This window comes from Neobacillus sp. 114 (assembly GCF_030127045.1).
Lineage (GTDB): Bacteria > Bacillota > Bacilli > Bacillales > Cytobacillaceae > Neobacillus > Neobacillus rhizophilus.
The window spans coordinates 332791-355969 of the sequence record NZ_CP126144.1; the positions used below are offsets into that span (position 1 = coordinate 332791).

21 protein-coding genes are annotated in these 23179 nt (G+C 43.5%); 20 read left to right on the plus strand and 1 reads right to left on the minus strand.

The window, feature by feature from the left end; translation table 11 throughout:
* Positions 1-70 precede the first annotated feature (70 nt).
* The 8 genes from nirB to fosM all read left to right on the plus strand — a co-directional run bounded on the left by nirB (position 71) and on the right by fosM (position 9381).
* Positions 71-2497, plus strand: coding sequence for a nitrite reductase large subunit NirB (nirB, locus tag QNN06_RS01685; protein WP_217034220.1), 2427 nt, complete (start codon positions 71-73; stop codon positions 2495-2497).
* Between the two features lie 6 nt (positions 2498-2503).
* Positions 2504-2824, plus strand: a complete 321-nt coding sequence (nirD, locus tag QNN06_RS01690; RefSeq protein WP_213120890.1) for a nitrite reductase small subunit NirD — start codon at positions 2504-2506, stop codon at positions 2822-2824.
* A gap of 27 nt (positions 2825-2851) precedes the next feature.
* Positions 2852-4321 carry a uroporphyrinogen-III C-methyltransferase gene (cobA, locus tag QNN06_RS01695; RefSeq protein ID WP_284036822.1) on the plus strand — a complete coding sequence of 490 codons (1470 nt, stop codon included), beginning with the start codon at positions 2852-2854 and terminating at the stop codon, positions 4319-4321.
* Between the two features lie 12 nt (positions 4322-4333).
* Positions 4334-4951 carry an NAD(P)-binding protein gene (locus tag QNN06_RS01700; RefSeq protein ID WP_284036823.1) on the plus strand — a complete coding sequence of 206 codons (618 nt, stop codon included), beginning with the start codon at positions 4334-4336 and terminating at the stop codon, positions 4949-4951.
* 197 nt (positions 4952-5148) lie between these two features.
* The gene (gene aceB, locus QNN06_RS01705) at positions 5149-6741 is read left to right on the plus strand and encodes a malate synthase A (protein WP_481819237.1); all 1593 of its coding nucleotides are present in this window, start codon (positions 5149-5151) and stop codon (positions 6739-6741) included.
* Positions 6742-6816: 75 nt separating this feature from the next.
* Positions 6817-8100 carry an isocitrate lyase gene (aceA, locus tag QNN06_RS01710; RefSeq protein WP_284036824.1) on the plus strand — a complete coding sequence of 428 codons (1284 nt, stop codon included), beginning with the start codon at positions 6817-6819 and terminating at the stop codon, positions 8098-8100.
* Between the two features lie 337 nt (positions 8101-8437).
* Positions 8438-8872: a YueI family protein gene (locus QNN06_RS01715; RefSeq protein WP_213120886.1), complete on the plus strand. Its 435-nt coding sequence runs from the start codon at positions 8438-8440 to the stop codon at positions 8870-8872.
* A gap of 89 nt (positions 8873-8961) precedes the next feature.
* Positions 8962-9381, plus strand: a complete 420-nt coding sequence (fosM, locus tag QNN06_RS01720) for a FosM family fosfomycin resistance protein (RefSeq protein ID WP_372447647.1) — start codon at positions 8962-8964, stop codon at positions 9379-9381.
* Between the two features lie 22 nt (positions 9382-9403).
* Here fosM and QNN06_RS01725 read toward each other — a convergent pair whose 3' ends face one another.
* Positions 9404-9853, minus strand: coding sequence for an OsmC family protein (locus QNN06_RS01725; protein ID WP_213120884.1), 450 nt, complete (start codon positions 9851-9853; stop codon positions 9404-9406).
* Between the two features lie 98 nt (positions 9854-9951).
* On the opposite strand from QNN06_RS01725, the gene QNN06_RS01730 reads away from it, so the two are divergent.
* The 12 genes from QNN06_RS01730 to QNN06_RS01785 all read left to right on the plus strand — a co-directional run bounded on the left by QNN06_RS01730 (position 9952) and on the right by QNN06_RS01785 (position 22910).
* Positions 9952-10434: a VanZ family protein gene (locus QNN06_RS01730; protein WP_213120883.1), complete on the plus strand. Its 483-nt coding sequence runs from the start codon at positions 9952-9954 to the stop codon at positions 10432-10434.
* Between the two features lie 171 nt (positions 10435-10605).
* Positions 10606-11352, plus strand: coding sequence for an IclR family transcriptional regulator (locus QNN06_RS01735; RefSeq protein WP_213120882.1), 747 nt, complete (start codon positions 10606-10608; stop codon positions 11350-11352).
* Positions 11353-11637: 285 nt separating this feature from the next.
* Positions 11638-12960 (plus strand): ABC transporter substrate-binding protein, encoded by a 1323-nt coding sequence (locus tag QNN06_RS01740; RefSeq protein ID WP_213120881.1) that lies wholly within the window; start codon positions 11638-11640, stop codon positions 12958-12960.
* A gap of 124 nt (positions 12961-13084) precedes the next feature.
* Positions 13085-13963 carry a carbohydrate ABC transporter permease gene (locus QNN06_RS01745; RefSeq protein WP_213120880.1) on the plus strand — a complete coding sequence of 293 codons (879 nt, stop codon included), beginning with the start codon at positions 13085-13087 and terminating at the stop codon, positions 13961-13963.
* Complete coding sequence (locus tag QNN06_RS01750) at positions 13960-14781, plus strand: carbohydrate ABC transporter permease (protein WP_213120879.1); 822 nt, start codon at positions 13960-13962, stop codon at positions 14779-14781. The genes QNN06_RS01745 and QNN06_RS01750 overlap by 4 nt, the downstream gene beginning before the upstream one ends.
* Before the next feature lie 53 nt (positions 14782-14834).
* Entirely contained in the window at positions 14835-15983 is a 1149-nt protein-coding gene (dgoD, locus tag QNN06_RS01755; RefSeq protein WP_284036825.1) for a galactonate dehydratase, read from the plus strand.
* Between the two features lie 18 nt (positions 15984-16001).
* Positions 16002-16943, plus strand: a complete 942-nt coding sequence (locus QNN06_RS01760; RefSeq protein ID WP_284036826.1) for a sugar kinase — start codon at positions 16002-16004, stop codon at positions 16941-16943.
* Between the two features lie 21 nt (positions 16944-16964).
* Positions 16965-17639, plus strand: a complete 675-nt coding sequence (locus QNN06_RS01765) for a bifunctional 4-hydroxy-2-oxoglutarate aldolase/2-dehydro-3-deoxy-phosphogluconate aldolase (protein WP_213120876.1) — start codon at positions 16965-16967, stop codon at positions 17637-17639.
* Between the two features lie 156 nt (positions 17640-17795).
* Positions 17796-18089: an Asp-tRNA(Asn)/Glu-tRNA(Gln) amidotransferase subunit GatC gene (gene gatC / locus QNN06_RS01770; RefSeq protein WP_213120875.1), complete on the plus strand. Its 294-nt coding sequence runs from the start codon at positions 17796-17798 to the stop codon at positions 18087-18089.
* A gap of 13 nt (positions 18090-18102) precedes the next feature.
* Positions 18103-19554 (plus strand): Asp-tRNA(Asn)/Glu-tRNA(Gln) amidotransferase subunit GatA, encoded by a 1452-nt coding sequence (gene gatA, locus QNN06_RS01775; RefSeq protein WP_217034224.1) that lies wholly within the window; start codon positions 18103-18105, stop codon positions 19552-19554.
* 12 nt (positions 19555-19566) lie between these two features.
* Entirely contained in the window at positions 19567-20994 is a 1428-nt protein-coding gene (gatB, locus tag QNN06_RS01780) for an Asp-tRNA(Asn)/Glu-tRNA(Gln) amidotransferase subunit GatB (RefSeq protein ID WP_217034226.1), read from the plus strand.
* Between the two features lie 767 nt (positions 20995-21761).
* The gene (locus QNN06_RS01785) at positions 21762-22910 is read left to right on the plus strand and encodes a cation:proton antiporter (protein ID WP_213120872.1); all 1149 of its coding nucleotides are present in this window, start codon (positions 21762-21764) and stop codon (positions 22908-22910) included.
* Positions 22911-23179 lie beyond the last annotated feature (269 nt).

A 23179-nucleotide genomic window follows, 5' to 3' on the forward strand; every position in this document is an offset into this window, starting at 1 on the left:
ATTTAACTATAAATGAAACCTTAATAACCATTAAAAATAACTAAACAAAACATATAGGGAGCGACCCAACATGAAAAAATTGGTAATGATTGGTAACGGAATGGCTGGAGTCAGGACAATCGAAGAAATTCTTAAACTAGTACCTGAAAAATTTGAAATCACCATTTTTGGAGAAGAACCACATCCAAACTATAACAGAATTAAACTATCAAATATTCTCCAAGGCGATACCAGCTTTGATGAAATCATTATTAACCCGTTGGATTGGTACAGAGAAAACAATATTCAATTATATACTGGTGAGTCGGTTGTTAAAATTGATGCCAAAGCGAAACGGGTCATCAGTGACCAAGGCCGTGAAGTAGAGTACGATGAATTAATCATCGCAACAGGATCCAAGTCTTTTATTCTGCCAATTGCAGGTGCGGATAAACAGGGTGTGACCGGATTTCGTGATATCCATGATTGTGAAATGATGATCAAATCATCAAAGGAATACAAGAAAGCCGTTGTTATCGGCGGTGGTCTGCTTGGCCTTGAAGCTGCAAGAGGCTTGCTAAACCTCGGAATGAAAGTGGATGTCGTTCACTTAATGCCGGTGCTAATGGAACGCCAACTGGACCATATTGCAGCATCTATGCTTAAGGCAGAACTAGAAGCCCAAGGTATGAACTTTTTAATGGAGAAAGAAACCGTCGAAATTCTTGGAGATGAACGGGTAACCGGACTACGCTTTAAAGATGGTTTTGAAGTAGAAGCCGACCTAATCGTAATGGCAATAGGCATCAAATCAAACACAGAAGTGGCCAAAAACAGTGGCATCTATGTAAATAGAGGCATTGTCGTAAATGACTTTATGGAAACCAGCGTTCCCCACATTTACGCAGTCGGGGAATGTGCCGAACACAGGGAAATTGTCTATGGTTTAGTGGCGCCATTGTACGAACAAGGGAAGGTCCTGGCGAATCGCATCAGCGGTTTCGAAGCGGAGCCATATAAAGGTTCAGTAACAGGAACCCAGCTTAAGGTGGCAGGGGTTGACCTTTTCTCAGCGGGAGAAATTTTTGAAGACGGTACAACGAAATCAATCATGGCCTACAACGAATATGACGGCATTTATAAACGGATTCTAACAAGAGACAACAGGATTGTCGGGATTGTCCTTTACGGTGATACAAAAGACAGCACAAAACTGTTTCGGATGCTGACGAAACAAGAAGACATCAGCGGCATGACCAGCGTATCGATTCTTCAGTCAGAATGCAGTGCAAGCGGCACCTCCAGCGATGACATTGCCTCTATGCCCAACGATGAACTTGTGTGCGGGTGTAATGGCGTTACCAAAGGAGCCATTGTCGAGGCAATCAAAACACAAGGACTGACCACGCTTGACCAAGTCAGCCATTGCACAAATGCCGGCCGCTCATGCGGACGCTGCAAGCCGTTAGTCAGCAGCATCCTTGCCCATACTCTCGGCGACCAATTTGACGTATATGCAGCTCAAAAAACAAGCATTTGCGGTTGTACAACCTTAAGCCGGGAGGAATTGGTTGAAGAAATCAAGGCAAAGGGCTTAACAAGTGTCAAAGAAGTCATGAACGTTTTAGGATGGAACAACGAGGAAGGCTGTACCAAATGCCGCCCGGCCATCAACTATTACCTCGGCATGATTCACATGGACGAGTATAAGGATGACCGCGATTCCCGCCTTGTTAATGAAAAAATGCACGCCAACATCCAGAAGGACGGAACCTATTCTGTGGTGCCAAGAATGTACGGCGGGGTGACAACCCCACAGGATTTAATTAAAATTGCAAAAGTGGCCGAGAAATACAATGTTCCATTAGTAAAACTAACCGGTGGTCAGCGGATTGGCTTGTTTGGCATCAAAAAAGAAGACCTGCCAAACATTTGGGAAGAGCTTAATATGCCATCAGGGTATGCTTACGGAAAGACGCTTCGCACCGTAAAAACCTGCGTCGGTGCACAATTCTGCCGCTATGGTACACAAGACTCGATGGCACTTGGCATTGAGCTTGAAAAGAAATTTGAGCGTCTTGATACACCAAACAAAGTGAAGATGGGGGTATCTGCTTGCCCTAGAAACTGCTCTGAAGCAGGAATCAAGGATATCGGTTTCGTCGGCATTGATGGCGGCTGGGAGATCTATGTCGGAGGCAACGGAGGTGTTGATCTTCGCGCCGGCGACCTCTTCTGCACAGTGAAAAGCCAAGAAGAGGTTATGGAAATGACCGGGGCCTATCTGCAGTACTATCGTGAGACAGCAAACTATCTGGAGCGTACTTCCAAATGGTTAGAGCGCCTGGGCTTGGAACATATCCAAGGGGTCATGGCAAACGAGGAAACACGCAAAGCTCTAAACGAACGGATGGACAAAACTTTGAAAAAATATATCGAGCCATGGGATGAAGCCATTCATAGTGAAGAAATTCAAGAGAAATATTATACTAAACATACCATTAAGGTCGGGGAGTGAAGCAAAATGCTGCAAACAATAACTCGTATACCTGTTGCAAACTATTCAAACCTAAAAGCTAGAGCTGGTTATTCCATTAAAATCGATGACAAGGAAATTGCGCTCTTTAAAACAACTAATGGCATTGTTTATGCCTTGGAAAACCGCAGTCCCCATCCGAAGGGTGGTGTCCTTTCGGAAGGGCTTGTCAGTGGTGATTATGTTTTTTGCCCTGTCTATGATTGGAAAATCTCCTTAAAAGACGGGCTTGTGCAGGCTCCGGATACCGGCTATGTCAAAACATTTAACATAGAAATAGAAAAAGATATTATATTTGTCGTATTATAGAAGGAAAACATGGAAGGATGCTGCACGATGGGAACTGGAAAGGTTTTTTTAGTAGGAGCAGGGCCGGGCGACGTTGGTCTAATTACTGTGAAAGGGCTTGAAGCCATCAAGCAGGCCGAGGTTATTCTATATGACCGGCTAGCCAACCCGAAGCTTTTGGAGTTTGCTCCGGACAATTGCGAACTGATTTACGGGGGGAAATTGCCGGACCGCCATTTTTTAAGGCAAGAAAATATAAATGATGTTTTGGTCGCTAAAGCATTGGAAGGTAAAACTGTGATCAGGCTTAAAGGCGGCGACCCGGGTGTATTCGGCCGGGTTGGCGAGGAAGCGGAAGCCTTGGCGAACCACCAAATACCATTTGAAATTGTCCCAGGTATCACATCGGGAATGGCTGCCCCTCTTTATGCTGGAATCCCTGTTACCCATCGGGAACATGCGGAATCATTTACGGTCGTAACGGCCCACGATAAGTCACAGGAAGGCAAGCCGCTCCTTGATTGGGCAAGTCTTGCCCGCGGGATGGATACAATCGCTTTTTACATGGGAGTCCGGAACTTGCCATACATTTGTGAAAATTTGATTGCCCACGGAAAGCCAGCCGAAACCCCAGTCATTCTAATTCAATGGGGCACCTTCGGCCGTCAGAAGACATTGCAGGGGACATTGGCTGATATTGCCGCCAAGGCTGAAGAGGCGAAGTTTAGCAATCCGGCGATTATTTTGGTAGGATATGTGGCATCTCTCCGTGAAAAAATAAGCTGGTTTGAGAAAAAGCCATTACATGGCCGGCAGATTCTTCTGGCGCGCACGAGTGAAGGCGAGAGCGAGTTAGCGAAGGAACTGATGCGCCAAGGCGCGGACGTAATAGAATTTCCAAGGTGGAAAAGAATCGCAGCACCTGTCAACGAAGAGATTATGGGTACTATATCCAGTTATCAAAAAATCTTATTCACATCGCCTGAGAGTATCGAAGAATTTTTCACGGCGTTAAAGAATCATGGGGTGGATATTCGGAAAATTACAGCAGACCTTTTCGGTTTTTCTATCAAAACCATCAATGCCTTAAAAGAACGAGGATTTGTTCCAGGCTTGATCGATGAAATGTCCGATGGGGGAAAAATGCTTGTAGTTGGAGATGGCAGGGCCCAGGTACAAAAATATGAAAACGCTGATTTTTGGAAAACAAGCGACAAAAAAGTAGATGAACAGTTCTTTTCAATTTTTAAAAGAATGATGGACGATGCGGATGTAAATACAGTCGTTTTCCCTTCGAGCGCATCTGTTGAGCCATTTATAACAGCTTTGCAGAAATTCGGCATCGAAACAGAATCCTTTTTGAAAAATGTGCAAGTTGTCGGAATGGGCAAACAAACGATGGGCGAAGTGGCAAAACTAGGTCTCGCGGAAAGCGGTATGCCAAAAAAGGCCACTAAAGAGGCGCTAGTCGAGTATTTAACTGGTCCTTGGCCGGAAAAGACTCCTGCCAATAGGTAATGGAGGGGCAGTATGAACGGTTATTACCCAATTATGCTTAAGCTTGAAGGAAAAAAGGTAGTCGTGGCCGGCGGCGGCAAGGTAGCTGAGCGGAAGGTAAAAGGCTTGCTGGAAACGGGAGCAGCCATTACTGTCATTAGCCCGGAAAGTACGCCTGTTATACAACATTTGGCCCACGAAGGAAAAATAACCTGGAAGCAAAAGTCGTTTGCCAAGTTGGACATCCAGGAAGCGTTTCTCATCATAGCGGCCACGAATGACCCACACACCAACAATCTGGTGAAGGAAGAAGCGGCAGCGCATCAGCTTGTATCCATTGCGGATAATCCGGAGGAGTCAGACTTCCATCTGCCTTCTCATCTGAAGCGGGGCCGCTTAAGCATTGCGGTGTCCACGGGAGGGGCAAGCCCAATCCTAGCGAAACAGATCCGCAAGCAGCTTGAGCAGCAATTTGACTCCCGGTACGAGAATTATCTAGAATTTCTTTTTTCAAAACGGAAATGGATTTTGAAAAATGTTGAGGATGCGGATTTAAAAAGAAAATTGTTAACAGTCATAGTCAGCCCGGAATTTTTGAACAGCGGCGACTGGGATGAGATGTTTCAGCGTTTATATGAACAAATGATTTAAAGCAGGTACCTAAGTAAGAGGTATCTGCTTTTTTGTCGTGTTAAGAATCTAGTAATATTAAGGTTTTTTTATCTACATAGGGGAATTTTACCTATTTTTAAAAAATTTTCAGAAAAGTAGTTCCATTTTCTGAAAGTGTGTTATATAATACAAAACGAGGATAGTTACTGTATTATAACAAAAAGGTGATCAAGTTCGTGTCGACGCAAACAAGGGGGATGGAAGTGGTTGGGGCCTTGAAAGCCCAATACGACGGGATTTTAACACTAGATGCTTTGGAATTTATTGAAGAACTTGAAACCAAATTTGGCCCAAGACGGGTTGAACTGTTACAGTCCAGGCTTAAACGCCAAGAGGAAATTAATAACGGCAAGCTTCCTGCTTTCCTTCCAGAGACAAAGGAGATTCGAAATGGTGACTGGACCATTGCCTCCCTGCCGCAAGATCTTCAGGATCGCCGGGTGGAGATTACCGGGTCGACAGACCGAAAAATGGTCATCAATGCATTAAACTCTGGTGCCAAATTGTTCATGGCTGATTTCGAGGATGCCACTTCACCAACATGGGAGAACCTCGTTGAAGGGCAAATCAACTTACGGGATGCCGTTAATCGGACGATTAACTTTGAAAATCCAGACGGAAAAAAATACGAACTGAATGAAAAAACAGCTGTACTAATTGTCAGACCCCGCGGACTTCATCTCGAGGAAAAGCATGTGTTATTAGAAGGCAGAGCCATTTCAGGAAGCTTTTTCGATTTTGGATTGTATTTTTTCCATAACGTAAAGGAACTACTGGCAAGAGGAACTGGTCCTTACTTTTACCTGCCGAAGCTTGAAGGCCATTTGGAAGCACGGCTATGGAATGACGTATTTGTATACGCACAGGAAAGGCTCCGGATTGCCCAGGGCACCATCAAAGCAACTGTGTTGATTGAAACCATCCTGGCAGCTTTTGAAATGGAAGAGATCCTTTACGAATTAAGAGAACACTCAGCCGGATTAAACTGCGGCAGATGGGATTATATTTTTAGTTATTTGAAAAAATTGCGTGACCAAAAAGAAGTTATATTACCGGATCGTTCGCAGGTGGCGATGACAGTGCCGTTCATGCGTTCGTACTCCTTACTTACGATTCAAACCTGCCACCGCCGCAAGGCACCGGCAATAGGGGGAATGGCAGCACAGATTCCAATCAAGGATAATCCCCAGGCAAACGAAGAGGCATTTGCTAAGATTCGCGCTGACAAAGAGCGTGAGGCACGGGACGGCCACGATGGGACGTGGGTTGCCCACCCTGGACTTGTTCCGGTGGCGATGGAGGTTTTCAACCGCGAAATGCCGACTCCAAACCAAATCCATACGATGAAACAGCAGAAGATTACCATTACAGCTAGTGATTTATTGGAAGTGCCAACGGGTACGATTACTGAGGAAGGTGTCCGTACCAACATCAATGTTGGTATTCAATATGTGGCTTCCTGGCTTTCAGGCCGCGGTGCAGCACCGATTCATAATTTAATGGAGGATGCAGCAACCGCCGAAATATCACGGGCTCAGCTGTGGCAGTGGATCCGCCATCCGAAGGGTATCTTAAAAGACAACCGGAAGTTAACTACCGATTTGTATGACCAGTTTAAGGTGGAAGAACTTATCAAAATCAAGCGGGAAATTGGGGACCAAGCCTATTTGAACGGGCGGTTCGACGAAGCCGTTAAGCTGTTTGACAACTTAATCTTAAATGACGAATTTGCAGATTTCTTAACTATTCCAGGTTACGAGCAATTATAGGGATTTGAGAGTTTTTAACTCTTCAAAAATATATTTTTAAAAAATACTTTAATAGGTTGATAGGAGGATTTTAAAATGACTGATGTAAGAGTAGCGCAATTACAAGAAAGCTGGGAAATGGATGCACGTTGGAATGGGATTACACGTCCTTATACTGCCGAGGATGTGATCAAGCTTCGCGGTTCTATCGATATTGAACATACATTGGCACGCAAAGGTGCTGAAAAGCTTTGGAAACTAGTAAACGAAGAAGACTATATCAACGCTCTTGGCGCCTTAACTGGTAACCAAGCGGTTCAGCAGGTTAAAGCTGGTCTTAAGGCTATCTACTTAAGCGGCTGGCAGGTTGCTGCAGACGCTAACCTTTCCGGTAACATGTACCCTGACCAAAGCTTGTACCCTGCAAACAGCGTTCCGGCTGTTGTTAAGCGTATCAACCAAGCACTTCAGCGTGCTGACCAAATCACTCATGGAGAAGGCGACAATTCTATCGATTGGTTCGCTCCCATCGTGGCCGACGCAGAAGCAGGCTTCGGCGGCCAGCTCAACTGCTTCGAATTAATGAAAGGCATGATTGAAGCAGGTGCTGCCGGCGTTCACTTTGAAGACCAGCTTTCTTCTGAGAAGAAATGCGGCCACTTAGGCGGTAAAGTATTGCTTCCTACACAAACTGCGGTTCGCAACCTGATTGCTGCCCGTTTAGCAGCAGACGTAATGGGCGTTCCGACTGTACTAGTTGCCCGTACAGATGCTAACGCTGCAGACTTAATCACAAGTGATATCGATGAAAATGATGCTGAGTTTATCACTGGCGAACGTACAGCTGAAGGCTTCTTCCGTACAAAAGCAGGTCTTGACCAAGCAATCAGCCGCGGATTGGCTTACGCTCCATACGCTGACCTAATCTGGTGCGAAACTTCCGAGCCAAACCTTGAAGAAGCACGCCGCTTCGCAGAGGCAATTCATGAGAAGTTCCCTGGCAAACTGCTTGCCTACAACTGCTCACCTTCCTTCAACTGGAAGAAGAAGCTTGACGATGAAACGATTGCAAAGTTCCAACAAGAGCTTGGTAAAATGGGTTACAAGTTCCAATTTGTTACTCTGGCCGGCTTCCATGCTCTAAACCATAGCATGTTCGAACTTGCCCGCGGTTACAAAGAAAATGGCATGGCTGCTTACTCTGTCCTGCAACAGGCTGAGTTCGCCAGCGAGCAATACGGCTACACTGCAACACGCCACCAGCGCGAAGTTGGTACTGGTTACTTCGACCAAGTATCTATGGTAATCTCCGGCGGTACTTCTTCAACTACTGCGTTGAAAGGTTCTACTGAGGAAGAGCAGTTTACTGGTTCAAAATAATAATAGTTCGGGCGTGAATCCTTCTCTCCTTAATGGAGAGAGGGATTTTTTCTTTGTGGCTGGGGTTACTCTCGGATAAGGTGTGAATACTCTCGGATAAGGTGTGAATACTCTCGGATAAGGTGTGTTTACTCTCGGATAACGCGGGAATACTCTCGGATAACTGTGATTTACTCTCGTAACCGCAAATTACTCTCGGATAGGAGGGGAATACTCTCGGATAAAGTGAAAATACTCGCGGATGGCCATCATTTATTCTCAGATATGCTGAGATTGGAACGTTTTCTTTACAGAAATCATACAAAGTAAATAGCCCTTTAAATGGAGTTGATTCTTTTTGAAAAAGCCAACCGTTGACGAGGTCTTGCAGCAAGGCATCTATGGAACGATTGAAACCAAGCCTGAGGAAAGACGGAAATTTTTAGGATCTTTACGCGAACGAATTATTGTCGCTCTTACGAAAAAACAAGTAGGCGAAACCGACGTGTACCCTCAAGTAGGGCAGTTAATGAAGAAAAATCCTGGTGCACATCTTTTTCTAAACGGAAACATGGGCTACGCCCAATTATCCAAATATGTAAAAGTGGCATCCAAACACAATATTGGCCACACCATTGTCACCAACAAGGAGCATGACACCGACATCGGCTTAGTTTTAGCAATGAATCATGCTATTGATAAAGAAGATATTTACCTTACAAAAAAGGAAATTGTGATTCCAAAGCAAAATAAGAAGAAAGGACTTTTTTCAAAGTTATTTAAAAGAAAATGAAGCTTATCAGCTCATGGAATGAAGGTGCCATGGGTTTTTTTTATCCAAAAGTAAAATCGTGGTAATATTTAGAAGGGGGGCGAATCATGATTATTCATGGAATAAACCACATTTTGTTTTCCGTTTCCAATCTAGAAAAATCCATACAATTCTATCAAAGTGTTTTTGACGCAAAATTGCTAGTGAAAGGAAGGACCACAGCCTATTTTGATCTAAACGGCTTATGGCTTGCCCTTAATGAGGAGAAGGATATACCGAGAAATGAAATACAACAATCCTATACCCATCTGGCTTTTTCAATCGAGGAGGCAGACTTCCTTAAGATGTTTGAAAAACTGAAACAACTCCAGGTCAACATTCTGCCGGGCCGCCAAAGAGACGAAAGGGATAAACGATCACTATATTTTACCGACCCTGATGGACATAAATTTGAGTTTCACACAGGTACACTTCAAGACAGACTAGCTTACTATAAACAAGAAAAAAAGCATATGGAGTTTTTTAATTGAAAAAGGGGCCCAATAGCCCCTTTTAGTTTGCCGCCTCGACCGCAGCACGCAATTCAATCTCCACATTTCCCTGCACCGCTCTGCTGATCATACAGGAGGTTTCCGCTTTCTTGGCGAGCCTGTGCGCTAATGCAAAATCCTTTTCGGAAGCATCTGCTTTTAAAACGATATGCGGCCGATGGATAATTTTTTTATACGTAATAACCCCTTTGGTTACATCGACAATCCCTTCGGATTCCATCGTTAAGCCCGCCTTATCAAGCCCACTGCGCTGCATCATTGCGGCAAGCGTGATGATATAGCAAGTCGCAGCTGCACCCAGCAGCATTTCATCAGGGTTCGTCCCGACCCCCGGGCCGTCCATTTCCGGCGGGATCGATACCTTTGTTTTTAGGTTTGCGGTTTCAATCTCACCTACATCATTCCGAAGTCCAGGCCAGTTTGCCTTTAATAGAAATCGATGTTCAGCCATCCAAAAACCTCCAGTGAAATTATTTCTTGTTTAAAAACCCGATGATTTTTAAAATATGGTATGGTTAGTTTATTAATTATTATGGAGCAGCAAAAAACATGAACCTAATAAAAAAACTATTTCTGTTTTTAGTACTTTGCCTTTATCTGGCCATTCTAACAAAACTCGTATTATTTAAATATATCCCGCTATCACAGATTATCAATCATTTTAATTTCACCTATGACGGATACCACTGGCGCTCAAACAATTTTGTTCCCTTTAAAACCATTAACTTTTATTTGTTTATAGCCGATGTCAATTTCGATATTCGAGTGAAGAATCTAGCTGGAAATGTGATTGGATTTATCCCGCTCGGCTTTATCTTACCACTCTTGGCAAAAAAGTTTCAAAGACTTAGGACCGTTACGCTAGCCGCGTTCAGTTTAAGTCTGTCCTATGAAATACTGCAGTTGGTGTTTGAATTTGGCAGCTTCGATGTGGATGATTTGATTTTAAATACTTTTGGCGGAATTCTGGGTTATATCCCGTTTAAAATTTGGCAGTTGTTTTCACGCCCCAAAAGGAAAGTAAAAAGATAAGGCAAACCGAATTGAAATATGTTGAAATCTGCAACGTTTTTTAAAAATTTGCAGATTTTTTAGTTTAGTAGAAAAAAATGTGTTGTAAGGGTTTACAACGTATAGTAATATAAAAATTGAAATCACATACATGATATAGAATCACATATGTGATTTCGAGGAGGATCCGAGATGGCTGTTAAATCGGCAGAGCGTGTGTTAAAAGTGTTTGAGTTACTTGCGCAGCATCCAGAAGGATTAACAATCAAAGAAATAAGTGAGACACTTGCCTTTCCACAAAGCAGTACGTCAGGTTTGATTGAGACATTATTTCAAGCAAACTATTTGACGGTCGATTTTTCAAAAAAATATAAGCTGGGACCAAAGCTTATACCCCTGGGAAGTATAGCAATGAATTGTCTCGATGTTGCGGCCCAAGGTTTGCCTTTTCTAAAAAGATTAATGGAAGAGGTACAGGAAACTGTCTTTATGGCTGTTTTATCAGATTCTGAACTTATCTATGTGGCGAAGATCAACAGCAATCGATCAATTCGTACCACAGCGGAACCAGGGAAAAGCAAGCCATTGTATTGCACGGGATTGGGAAAAGCCTTCTTAACCTTTCTGCCAATTGAACACAGGGAGAAAGTTCTAAGAGACTTAACACTCAAGCCCATTACCTCCAAGACAATAACGGACAAAACATCTCTCAAGGAGCAATTGGACATGTTCGCCAAAATAGGCTATGCCATTGATGATGAAGAGAATGAGGATGGGTTATATTGTCTGGCTGCTCCTATATATGGAGTAGAATGTACGATTCAGGCCGCAATTAGCGTAGCAGGCCCTAAAGAAAGAATGTTAAAAAATAAAGAACGAATTGTTGAAAACTTGCTCCATACCTCAATGGGAATTTCCGACAGTATTGGGTACAGATAACCACAATGCTTTGTTTTATTAAACCTTTGAAAGGGGGACTTGCATGTAGGAAAAGGGTCATTATGATTCTATTCATTATATTAAGAATGCTGTTTATCTATAGGTTTTTTGAAAACGCTTTAAAACGATAACGCAACAATCGTGTAATTTAAATGCTTAAGGAAAATTGCATGCAAGAGAATTTTTAATTTTATTATTCTACCAAACTATTATGCGTATTATGGGTCTACAATTTAAAATGAAACCGTTATCACTTTTGTGAAAATAACAGCAAGGGGGAAAATTATGAAAAAGAATTTTGTAGGTTTTAAAAAAGCTGCTGGTGTTCTTGCTTTAGCTGTTGGTCTTAGCTCTGCACTTGCTGGCTGCAGCGGTTCAGATTCCTCAACAGGTTCAAAGGCACCTGAGAAGACTACTGAGAAAAAGGTTCAAGAAATCCGCTTGGTTGCTGCTAACCATCCTTGGACAGAAGCAATTAAAGCACAATTGCCAGAGTTTGAGAAAGAGACTGGCATTAAAGTAAAGATTGACAGCTATTTTGAAGACCAATTAACACAAAAAACTTCCGTTGAGTTTGCATCTAACTCTAAGAACATCGACGTTGTTATGTTCCGTCCGCTTCAAGACGGTAAGATGTTCCATAAGAGCGGCTACTTTGCAGACATGACAGGTTATATTTCTAAAGAAAAAGACTATACAAAGGATTTTATTCCTTCTTCCCTAGGAAGCGTGCAACAAGACAAAAAATACTTTGGATTACCGCTTGTAACAGAGACGGAAGTTCTTTACTACCGTAAAGACCTGTTAGAAAAAGCCGGCATCGAAGTTCCAAAGACATTAGAAGAGCTTGAAGCAGCGGCTAAGAAGTTAAACGACCCTGCAAATGGCGTTGCTGGATTTGTTGCCCGTGGTAAACGTGCTGCTGCAGTTACACAGTTCTCCAGCTTCCTATATGGTTTTGGCGGCGACTTTATGAAGGATGGAAAGTCCACCCTTACTTCACCTGAGGCATTAAAAGCATTTGAATATTATGGAAACCTATTAAACAAGTATGGCCCTAAAGGTACTTTAAACATGAGCTGGCCTGAAGCAATGGCTGTGTTCACTCAAGGAAAAGCTGCTTTCTATACTGATGCATCTTCCTTGTTCACAAACGCAACTGACCCATCAAAATCTGCTGTGGCTGACAAAGTTGGTTTTGCTCCGTTCCCAGCTGGTCCTAATGGTTCTAAGCCATACAATGTAACATCTTGGGCACTTGGTATTGGCGCTAACTCTGAGAAGAAAGATGCGGCATGGGAATTCATTAAGTGGGTAGAAAGCAAAGAAATGGTTACGAAGCTTCAAGCTGAAGGAAATCCTGGTGCGCGAATTTCTGTTTGGGATTCTGCAGAAGGAACGGCTAAATTCCCGAAAGATTTAGCAGAATCTATTGCTGAAAATGGTAAAACTGGTACTTCTTATGACCGTCCAGTCGTGATCAACGTAGGAAGCGCACGCGATTCCATCGGAGATATCATCATTGCTGGTATCGAAGGCAAAGATGTTAAGGCTGCTGCAGAAAAGGCTGACGGAGAATTCCAAAAAATTCTGGACAGTGAGAAGTAATCCGTTCTAATTAGCACAAATTTTTAATCGGCTTTCGGTCAGCAATCTAGGTTGTAATACTGGATCATGCCCGAAAGCCGTTTGTTTTAACAAAACCATAATCTTTTCCGGGAGGAACAAAAGAATGACAAATTGGATTGACCGTCACATCAAGTGGGTTTTTACCTTGCCGGCTGTGCTTTTTGTAGGATTAATGATGGTCATGCCTGTGGGCTATACGTTTTGGCTGAGTTTTCATGAGTGGAGCATGTCGAATGTGACTCCTCCGTTATGGGTGGCTTTGGATAATTATATTGCATTATTTAAAGATGAACTTTTTCTTAAATCACTTTGGTTAATGTTCTATTTTACAATTGTAGCTGTGTTGATTGAAACGGTATTAGGGGTTGGGATTGCGATTCTTATGAATCAGAATATCGTTGGAAAAGGCGTTGTCAAAACCTTATTCCTGCTCCCGATGGTAGCAACTCCAGTTGCGGTCGGCTTAATTTGGGTACTGATTTATGAACCGAATATCGGGATTGCCAACATATTCTTAAGCAAACTCGGAATTCCGGGTCAGGAATGGTTAACCTCACAAAGTCTCGTTATGCCTTCGTTAATTTTTATTGATGTTTGGGAATGGACCCCGATGATCGCCTTAATCGTTCTAGCAGGTCTTGTTTCCCTGCCGAAGGATCCTTACGAAGCAGCGATGATTGACGGGGCGACTCCTTGGCAGTCGTTTACAAAAATTACGCTTCCGTTGTTAAAACCGACGCTATATTCCGCTGTTTTATTAAGGATGATTGACGCGTTAAAAACATTTGATATTATTTATGCTACTACTCAGGGCGGACCGGGGACTTCATCCCAAACGACCAACATTTACGGGTACGTTTTAGGCTTTCAATACTTCAAGATTGGTCAAGCTTCCGCGTTATTGATGATCTTCTTTATCATCGTTCTATCGATTAGTATTTTCACGATTCTTTTACGGAAAAGGGCGGGTGTACAGCTATGAGTGAAAAGCAAAGTCCGATTAAATCCATTTTCACCCATTTCGGCGTTTATTTTGTACTGTTTTTGTTCTTACTCCCGTTCCTGTGGATGTTGCTCGCTTCATTTAAAACACAAGTACAAATTCTTAATACGGAAAAAATATTTGAAATTACAGCAAACTTTAATAACTATATTAATGTTTTTAAAGAATACAACTTTCTTAGTTTTATATGGAACAGCTTTGTTGTTGCAGCAGGGGCGACCCTATTTGGTCTCATCCTTGGCCTTCCTGCCGCTTATTCAATTGCAAAATTCAAGCAGCAAGGCTTTGGTCTTTTAATTCTTGTAGCAAGGATCGTACCAGGAATTTCTTTCCTTATCCCGTGGTTTATTATCTTTTCAAAACTTCAATTAATTGACACATACACATCGCTGATTCTCAGCCATATGCTTGTGACCATGCCGTTCATCATTTGGGTTATGATTCCGTTTTTTGAAGGACTACCACATGAGCTTGAGGAATCAGCACGCGTCGATGGCTGTTCCATTCCAGGGGCGTTTGTCAAAGTTATGCTGCCAATCTCAGGGCCAGGAATTGTGACATCATCCATTTTGGCGTTCATTTTCTCATGGAATAACTTTATGTTTTCACTGATTTTAGCAGGTGATAACACGAAAACCTTACCGATTGCCATCTTTAATTTCCTATCCTATTCGGAAATTAACTGGGGTGGTCTGATGGCTGCATCTGTCATCATTACGGCACCTGTACTAGTAATCGCACTATTTGCCCAACGTTATATCATTGCAGGGTTAACAGGCGGAAGTGTGAAGGGTTAATAGTCTTAGCATAAGCGTGATTTAAAAAATAATATAAACGAGGCGAATTTACTATGAAAATCACGAACCTAACATTATACAAAGTCCCACCACGCTGGCTCTTTCTAAAAATTGAAACGGATAATGGCTTAGAAGGCTGGGGCGAACCAATCGTTGAAGGCCGGGCGAGCACGGTTGAGGCTTGTGTAAAGGAACTTAGTGACTATTTAATTGGTCAGGACCCACGGAAGATTGAAGATCTTTTTCAGGTGATGTACCGTGGAGGGTTTTACCGCGGCGGTCCAATCATGATGAGTGCTATTTCGGGAATTGAGCAGGCACTGTGGGACATTAAAGGGAAATTCTACAATATGCCTGTTTATGAAATGCTTGGCGGGGCGGCACGTGATAAAATCCGCGTCTACTCTTGGATCGGCGGCGATCGCCCAAGCGATGTAGCCAGCGCGGCTAAGGAAAAGATTGATGCCGGCTTTACAGCAGTGAAAATGAACGCCACTGAAGAAATGGACTATATCGATAACTTCTCAAGTGTGGAAAGTGTCCTCAACCGGATTGCCGCTGTTCGTGAAGTAGTCGGTAAAGACATGGGCATCGGCATTGACTTCCACGGACGTGTCCATAAGACAATGGCCAAAATCCTTGCCAAGGAATTAGAGCCGTATCGACCAATGTTTATTGAAGAACCAGTCCTTCCGGAAAATAATGAGGCATTACGGGAAATCGCCCGATATACTTCAACGCCAATCGCAACTGGCGAAAGACAGTATACACGCTGGGGCTTTAAGCAGCTCTTGATGGATGGATATGTTGATATTATCCAGCCGGATGTTTCGCATGCTGGGGGAATTCTCGAGATGAAGAAAATCGCGGCTATGGCGGAAGCATTTGATGTAGCGGTTGCTCCTCATTGCCCGCTTGGTCCAATTGCTTTGGCTTCATGCTTACAGGTGGATTTCTGTACGCCAAATGCAATTATTCAGGAGCAAAGCCTAGGAATTCATTACAATCAAGGTAGTGATTTGCTTGATTACGTTAAGGATCGTTCAGTTTTCAAGTATGAAGATGGCTATGTGAAAATACTGGAGGGCCCAGGCTTAGGCATCGAGGTAGATGAAGAGCATGTAAAAGAAATGGCGAAGATTGGCCACGATTGGAAAAATCCAATTTGGCGCAACAAAGACGGCAGCATTGCAGAGTGGTAAAAGTTAGGGGGAGAAACAATGGATGTTCTTACATTTGGTGAAACAATGATCCTATTAAACCCCTCAAAAGCAGGGCCGCTAAGATATGTCAGTCAATTTGAAAAGACCATCGGCGGGGCAGAGTCCAATGTGGCCATCGCTCTCGCTAGACTTGGCCATCGGGTAAGCTGGGCGAGCCGTCTCGGTGAGGATGAATTCGGTCTATACATCCGTAACTTTATTCGCGGTGAAGGGGTCGATACCAGTTTGGTAGCCTTTGACCCTGCCTCCCCGACAGGAGTATTTTTTAAGGAACGGCAAGATGGAAGAGATCCGAAAGTAAACTATTTCCGGGCCGGATCGGCGGCAAGCAGAATGGGAAAAGCTCACTTGCAGGAAAGTGAAATTGCCAAAGCGAAAATCCTTCATATTTCAGGTATCACACCAGCGTTAAGTCCATCCTGCAGAGAGCTTGTCTATCATGCGATTGATGCAGCCAAACGAAATAAGGTGGCGATTGTTTTCGACCCAAATATACGCCTGAAGCTTTGGACAAAGGAAGAAGCGCGTGAAGTGTTAATGGATATTGCCGGTAAATGCGATATCGTTTTGCCGGGTATTGAAGAGGGTCTGATTCTTACAGGAGAAAAAACACCGGAGAAAATAGCTGAGCGATTAATTAAAAATGGATCAAAGGCGGTCGTTGTGAAACTCGGGGATTCCGGAGCCTATTACAATGATGGAGACAAGCAGGAATTCGTCGACGGGTACAGAGTTGAGAAGGTAGTCGACACTGTTGGTGCGGGCGATGGGTTTGCTGCCGGCTTCATATCGGGCTTGCTTCGCGGCTGGTCCTATAAGGATGCCGTTTCCCTAGGAAACCGGGTAGGCGCTTCTGCTGTAACAGTGGCGGGTGATGTGGAGGGTTATCCATATTGGGCTGAAATAGCTCCCGATCGCGCTGAAGAAATCTTGAGATAGTAGTGGGAAGGAGAGATTTTCGTGATACCGAAAGTACAGCTGCTGCAAAAATTAGTCGAAAGCGGCATTATCGCAGTCATCCGCAGGGTGCCCGAGGAGATCGTCGGACAGGTGATTGAAAGCCTTGTTGAGGGCGGAGTGACGGCACTCGAAGTTACTGTAGATTCACCACATGCATACCGAACAATTGAAAAATACTCGCAGATGTTTAAAGGTCAAGCTCTTATCGGAGCGGGAACGGTTATTGACCGTGAATCCGCTCATCGTGCTATCTCGGCAGGTGCAGATTTTGTTTTTAGCCCTAGCCTTTCTGAAGAGGTGATTAGAACTGCACTGCGTTATGGCAAAATAGCGATTCCGGGTGTGATGACCCCAACTGAAATGATTCAAGCGGTTGAATGGGGTGCGGATGCCGTGAAGGTTTTCCCAGCCGGGAATCTTGGACCAAAGTATATTAAGGATGTCGGGGCACCGTTTCCTCATATTCCTATTATCCCTACAGGCGGCGTCTCGTTAGAAAATATTGAGTCCTATATTAAAGCCGGCGCGGTAGCTTGTGGAATCGGAGGAAGCTTAGTCAATTCTAAATTAATAGAAGAACGCAACTTCAGCGAACTAAAAGAAAAAGGAAATGCATATGTCGAGGCAGTAAGAGCTGCGCGTAATATTATCAGTAACAAGGCACCCATCGCCTGAATAGGGTGCTTTTTCTTTTTGGAAAAGGCACTTTCAATGTCCGAATTGAACTAAAATTAAAAACTCTTGTCCATACTTAAAGAGTAATCATTGCGGTAAAGCGAAAAAGTTTGGTATCATCAATATTAAATGACAATAATCGGAGGTAACTTAGACATGTCGCGAATTTCAACCGACCAGGTGAAGCACGTGGCCAATTTGGCGCGTCTTGCGATTACCGAGGATGAGGCAGAAAAGTTCACCAAGCAGCTTGATGCCATCATCACATTTGCTGAACAGTTAAATGAACTGGATACGGACAATGTGGCTCCTACATACCATGTGCTTGATATGAAAAATGTTCTCCGCGAGGATATCCCAAAGCAAGGATTGCCGCGTGAGGAAGTATTGAAAAATGCGCCGGAGCATCAGGACGGCCAATTCAAAGTGCCATCTATTTTAGGGGAGTAGGAGGATTATTAGTGTGAGTTTATTTGACCATAAAGTTTCAGATCTTCATGAGCTTTTACATAAAAAAGAACTGAAAGTCTCTGACCTGGTTGACGAATCCTATAAGCGGATTGCCGAGGTCGATGATAAAGTTCAGGCGTTTTTAACATTAGATGAAGAGCGTGCCAGACAAGCTGCAAAGGCCCTGGATGACAAACTGGATGCCACAAAAGGGTTGCTGTACGGCATGCCAATCGGCGTGAAAGACAATATCGTCACAAAAGGTCTCAGGACAACCTGTGCAAGTAAAATATTAGAAAACTTTGATCCAATCTATGATGCTACAGTAGTTCAAAAACTGCAGCAGGCAGAAACGGTAACGATCGGTAAGTTAAACATGGACGAGTTCGCGATGGGGTCTTCTAACGAGAATTCCCGCTTCCAAAAGACTCGGAATCCATGGAATCTTGACCGAGTCCCAGGCGGTTCTTCAGGCGGTTCAGCGGCATCCGTTGCAGCTGGAGAAGTGCTATTTTCACTGGGCTCTGACACAGGCGGCTCCATCCGCCAGCCAGCTGCTTTTTGCGGTGTTGTCGGCATGAAGCCAACCTATGGCCGGGTTTCCCGCTTTGGGCTTGTCGCTTTTGCGTCATCGCTTGATCAAATCGGTCCAATCACACGGACAGTCGAGGATAATGCCTATTTATTACAGGCCATTTCCGGACTAGACCCAATGGACTCCACTTCAGCAAACGTGGATGTTCCAAACTTTGTTTCAGCCTTAACAGGTGATGTGAAGGGTCTAAAAATCGCTGTACCGAAAGAGTATCTTGGCGAAGGTGTGCAAGAATCCGTCCGCCAATCTGTATTGGATGCACTTAAGGTTCTTGAAGGTCTTGGTGCTGAGTGGGAAGAGGTTTCACTGCCGCATTCCAAATATGCCCTTGCTGCCTACTACTTAATTTCTTCATCAGAAGCATCTGCCAACCTGGCCCGCTTCGATGGTGTCCGCTACGGTTACCGAACACCTGACGCAGAAAATTTACTTGATTTATATAAAAAGACGCGGGCAGAAGGCTTCGGCGAGGAAGTAAAACGCCGGATTATGCTCGGAACCTTTGCATTAAGCTCCGGTTACTATGATGCCTACTATAAAAAGGCGCAAAAGGTACGAACATTGATTAAGCAGGACTTTGAAAATGTTTTTGAAAAATATGATGTAATTATTGGACCGACAACGCCAACTCCTGCCTTTAAAATTGGCGAGAACATTGATGATCCGTTAACGATGTATGTGAACGATATCCTGACAATACCAATGAACCTTGCCGGTGTGCCGGGAATCTCAGTTCCATGCGGCTTTGAAGGCGGACTGCCGTTAGGTCTGCAAATTATTGGCAAGCATTTTGACGAAGCAACTATTTATCGTGTTGCCCATGCGTTCGAGCAGGCAACCGACCATCATAAAAAGAAGCCGCAATTGTAGGGGGTGAATAGAATGGAATTCGAAACAGTGATTGGACTTGAGGTCCACGTAGAGCTAAAAACAGAATCAAAAATCTTCTCGTCCAGCCCAAACCACTTTGGTGCTGAGCCGAATACAAATACGACTGTCATCGACCTTGGTTACCCAGGGGTGCTGCCAGTTCTGAACAAAAAGGTAGTCGATTATGGGATGAAAGCAGCAATGGCGCTGAATTGCCAAGTTGCCACACATACGAAGTTTGACCGGAAAAACTATTTTTATCCGGACAACCCGAAGGCTTACCAAATCTCACAATTTGACCAGCCAATTGGCGAGCATGGCTGGATAGAAATTGAAGTGGACGGTTATACAAAACGGATTGGCATAACCCGGATTCATATGGAAGAGGATGCCGGCAAGCTGAACCATGAAAAAGGCTATTCATTAGTGGACATTAACCGTCAAGGAACGCCGCTGATTGAAATCGTTTCTGAGCCGGATATTCGAACTCCAAATGAAGCTTATGCCTATTTGGAAAAATTAAAGTCCATTATCCAATATACAGGCGTTTCCGATTGTAAAATGGAAGAGGGTTCACTGCGCTGTGATGCCAATATTTCGATTCGTCCAGTCGGGCAAGAGGAATTCGGAACAAAAACTGAGTTGAAAAACCTGAACTCGTTCAACTTTGTACGAAAAGGTCTTGAATATGAAGAAAAACGTCAGCGCGAGGTTGTCTTGGGCGGCGGAAAAATCGATCAGGAAACACGCCGCTTTGATGAGGCAACGGGTGCGACCATTCTGATGAGGGTAAAGGAAGGCTCCGATGACTATCGCTACTTCCCGGAACCTGACCTTCTCGAATTATATATTGACGAAGACTGGAAATCCCGGATTCGAGCCGAAATTCCTGAACTTCCAGATGAGCGTCAAAAGCGTTATATCGAAGAGCTTGGCCTCCCAGTTTATGATGCAAAAGTACTGACTGTAATTAAAGAAACCGCTGATTTCTTCGAAGCGGCAGTAGCAGCAGGTGCTGATGCAAAAATGGCGTCTAACTGGATCATGGGTGAGGTTTCCGCTTACCTGAATGCTGAGGGCAAGGAACTTCACGATGTTTCGCTAACGCCAGAAGGCCTAGCCGGTATGATCAAATTGATTAATAATGGCACAATATCCTCGAAGATTGCCAAGACTGTCTTTAAAGAGTTAATCGAAAACGGCGGAGATGCCGAGCAGATTGTCAAAGACAAAGGGCTTGTGCAAATTTCCGATGAAGGAACACTCTTGAAGATTATTGGTGAGATTCTTGATAACAATCCGAAATCGATTGAAGATTTCAAGGGTGGTAAGGCAAAGGCTACTGGCTTCCTTGTTGGGCAAATCATGAAAGCGACAAAGGGACAAGCCAACCCGCAATTGGTGAATCAGTTGTTAGTGCAGGAATTGAATAAGAGATAAGCTTGCAAGCCGGTAGAATTTTTCTGCCGGTTTTTGCATGTTGTAAAGGAGTTTCTTTGCAGATAATGTCGGGGCAATATTCGACAATCGCTGCACCATTTCCCGGGAAAAAATCCTTTGTTGAAAAGGCTTTGCTCTTGAAATAACCAAACGTTTGAATGATGTTGTAGATTGGAATTAAGTGTCGAAGGATGGGAAATAAGTCGAGATGCTTTATTTTTCGAGTTGATTTGAGATTTTCAAATGAAATACAAGGTATGTGATACGACATTGTTCCGCCCTTGTAGAAGAGAAAAAGCTATATTTTTCTAAGAAGAAGCGGTGATTCAATCAAATGTTTGATTTAAGGCATATTTTGGCAGATTTTTTAGGTGTTTTTTTTATTTAATCCTTATTTTAAAGGTGTTTAATGCTATTTAATTAAACGTTTGATTGACATGGAAATATCAAATTTAGATGAGTCTTAGGGAAATTTGAAAATACCATCTGCCAAAAGGCGACTGCTTTTTGAACAAGTCTTAGGGAAACATTGATTTACTGGTATTCATGGAATTTAATCAAACGTTTGATTGGGACGCATCTTTTCGACAAGAAATTAAGGTTAATTTTATCTGAATCCTTTAATTAATAAGGATTATTATCTTTTTAATTAAACGTTTGATTAGCAGGGGAGAGGGAGAGAATTTGTGGGTGATAGAAGTCTTATAATAGTGTTGCATTTATGGCTTGCTTAAAACAAATGCTAATAGTTGAGAGAGGGGTGTAATATGTTAATTCTCCAATTGGCTATCATTTTAATTGCTTCTAAAGTTGCCGGAAGTCTAAGTGTCAGACTTGGACAGCCATCCGTTCTCGGCACCCTTTTGATTGGCATTGTTTTGGGACCTTCCGTATTGGGGTTGGTCAATGAAACGGAGACCTTATCGGAATTCAGTGAAATTGGTGTTATCCTGCTTATGTTTATCGCTGGATTGGAAACGGATCTGGACGAATTTAAGAGGACAGGAAAAGCATCAACCTACGTGGGATTTGGCGGTATAATTTTTCCACTTGTTTTCGGGTATGGTGCTGGGTTTATGCTTGGAATGACAGCTTTACAATCTTGGTTCTTAGGCTTGGTGCTTTCAGCCACCAGCGTCAGCATCTCCGTACAAGCGCTAAAAGAAATGAATCAGCTAAAAACCCGGGAAGGCACTACTATCTTGGGAGCGGCAGTAATTGATGATGTAGTAGTCATTATAGCGTTGGCATTTTTAATGAGCCTTTCAGGCGGGGATGTTAATCTAACTGTTGTCATCTTAAAAAAGGTAGCATTTTTCGCAGGGGCGCTTTTAATTGGCTGGGCAGTCGTCCCGTTATTTTTAAAAAGATTCTCTGTTTTAAAGGAATCAGAAACGGTTATATCGTCAGCCCTGATAATTTGCTTTGTTTATGCTTATTTAGCGGAATTTACAGGAGTTGCGGCTATTATAGGTGCCTATATCGCAGGTGTTGCAATCAGTTTAACGGATTTCAAACATGAAATCTTTGAAAAGGTCGAAACCATCAGTTATTCCATCTTTGTACCAGTGTTCTTTACCTCAATTGGTGTGACCGCACAGTTCGGCGGCATTGGGGAAAACATTATTCCAATCGTATTATTGAGTATTTTAGCTGTTTTTACGAAATTAATTGGTGCATCTCTTGGTTCTGTTTTAGCGGGATTTTCTTGGGGCAGTGCTTTGGGAATTGGTGCTGCGATGGTATCCCGCGGCGAGGTGGCATTGATTATTGCCGATATTGGGTTGGAGACCAAGCTTCTAAGTCAGGACATGTTCGCCATAATTGTTGTTGTGACTTTGGTGTCCACATTGGTTACTCCGCCGATGATGAAATTATTTTTTAAGAGGAAGGCGGCAAGTCAGAATATTGGATAAGCAATGGCGGGGAAGGGCCAGCCACTAGCTCGACTGACTTTCGGGCGTTATGCCCGAGGTCCAGGTAGTTATGAAGAGTTCATAACGGCCGGAAGGCAGTCGAGCCCGAGGTCCAGGTAGTTATGAAGGGTTCATAACGCCCGAAAGGTAGTCGAAACCGTGGCTTAGGTAGTTATGAAGGGTTTATAACGCCCGAAAGGTAGTCGAACCCGTGGTTCGGGTAGTAATGGAGGGTTTATAACGACTGAAAGGCAGCTGAGCCTGAGGAC

What these genes read in the sequence shown, in the direction of transcription:
- nirB (WP_217034220.1), top strand. Translation starts at nt 71, where the DNA reads ATGAAAAAATTGGTAATGATTGGTAACGGAATGGCTGGAGTCAGGACA.
- nirD (WP_213120890.1), top strand. Translation starts at nt 2,504, where the DNA reads ATGCTGCAAACAATAACTCGTATACCTGTTGCAAACTATTCAAACCTA.
- cobA (WP_284036822.1), top strand. Translation starts at nt 2,852, where the DNA reads ATGGGAACTGGAAAGGTTTTTTTAGTAGGAGCAGGGCCGGGCGACGTT.
- QNN06_RS01700 (WP_284036823.1), top strand. Translation starts at nt 4,334, where the DNA reads ATGAACGGTTATTACCCAATTATGCTTAAGCTTGAAGGAAAAAAGGTA.
- aceA (WP_284036824.1), top strand. Translation starts at nt 6,817, where the DNA reads ATGACTGATGTAAGAGTAGCGCAATTACAAGAAAGCTGGGAAATGGAT.
- QNN06_RS01725 (WP_213120884.1), bottom strand. Translation starts at nt 9,853, where the DNA reads ATGGCTGAACATCGATTTCTATTAAAGGCAAACTGGCCTGGACTTCGG.
- QNN06_RS01730 (WP_213120883.1), top strand. Translation starts at nt 9,952, where the DNA reads ATGAACCTAATAAAAAAACTATTTCTGTTTTTAGTACTTTGCCTTTAT.
- QNN06_RS01735 (WP_213120882.1), top strand. Translation starts at nt 10,606, where the DNA reads ATGGCTGTTAAATCGGCAGAGCGTGTGTTAAAAGTGTTTGAGTTACTT.
- QNN06_RS01740 (WP_213120881.1), top strand. Translation starts at nt 11,638, where the DNA reads ATGAAAAAGAATTTTGTAGGTTTTAAAAAAGCTGCTGGTGTTCTTGCT.
- QNN06_RS01745 (WP_213120880.1), top strand. Translation starts at nt 13,085, where the DNA reads ATGACAAATTGGATTGACCGTCACATCAAGTGGGTTTTTACCTTGCCG.
- QNN06_RS01750 (WP_213120879.1), top strand. Translation starts at nt 13,960, where the DNA reads ATGAGTGAAAAGCAAAGTCCGATTAAATCCATTTTCACCCATTTCGGC.
- dgoD (WP_284036825.1), top strand. Translation starts at nt 14,835, where the DNA reads ATGAAAATCACGAACCTAACATTATACAAAGTCCCACCACGCTGGCTC.
- QNN06_RS01760 (WP_284036826.1), top strand. Translation starts at nt 16,002, where the DNA reads ATGGATGTTCTTACATTTGGTGAAACAATGATCCTATTAAACCCCTCA.
- gatC (WP_213120875.1), top strand. Translation starts at nt 17,796, where the DNA reads ATGTCGCGAATTTCAACCGACCAGGTGAAGCACGTGGCCAATTTGGCG.
- gatB (WP_217034226.1), top strand. Translation starts at nt 19,567, where the DNA reads ATGGAATTCGAAACAGTGATTGGACTTGAGGTCCACGTAGAGCTAAAA.
- QNN06_RS01785 (WP_213120872.1), top strand. Translation starts at nt 21,762, where the DNA reads ATGTTAATTCTCCAATTGGCTATCATTTTAATTGCTTCTAAAGTTGCC.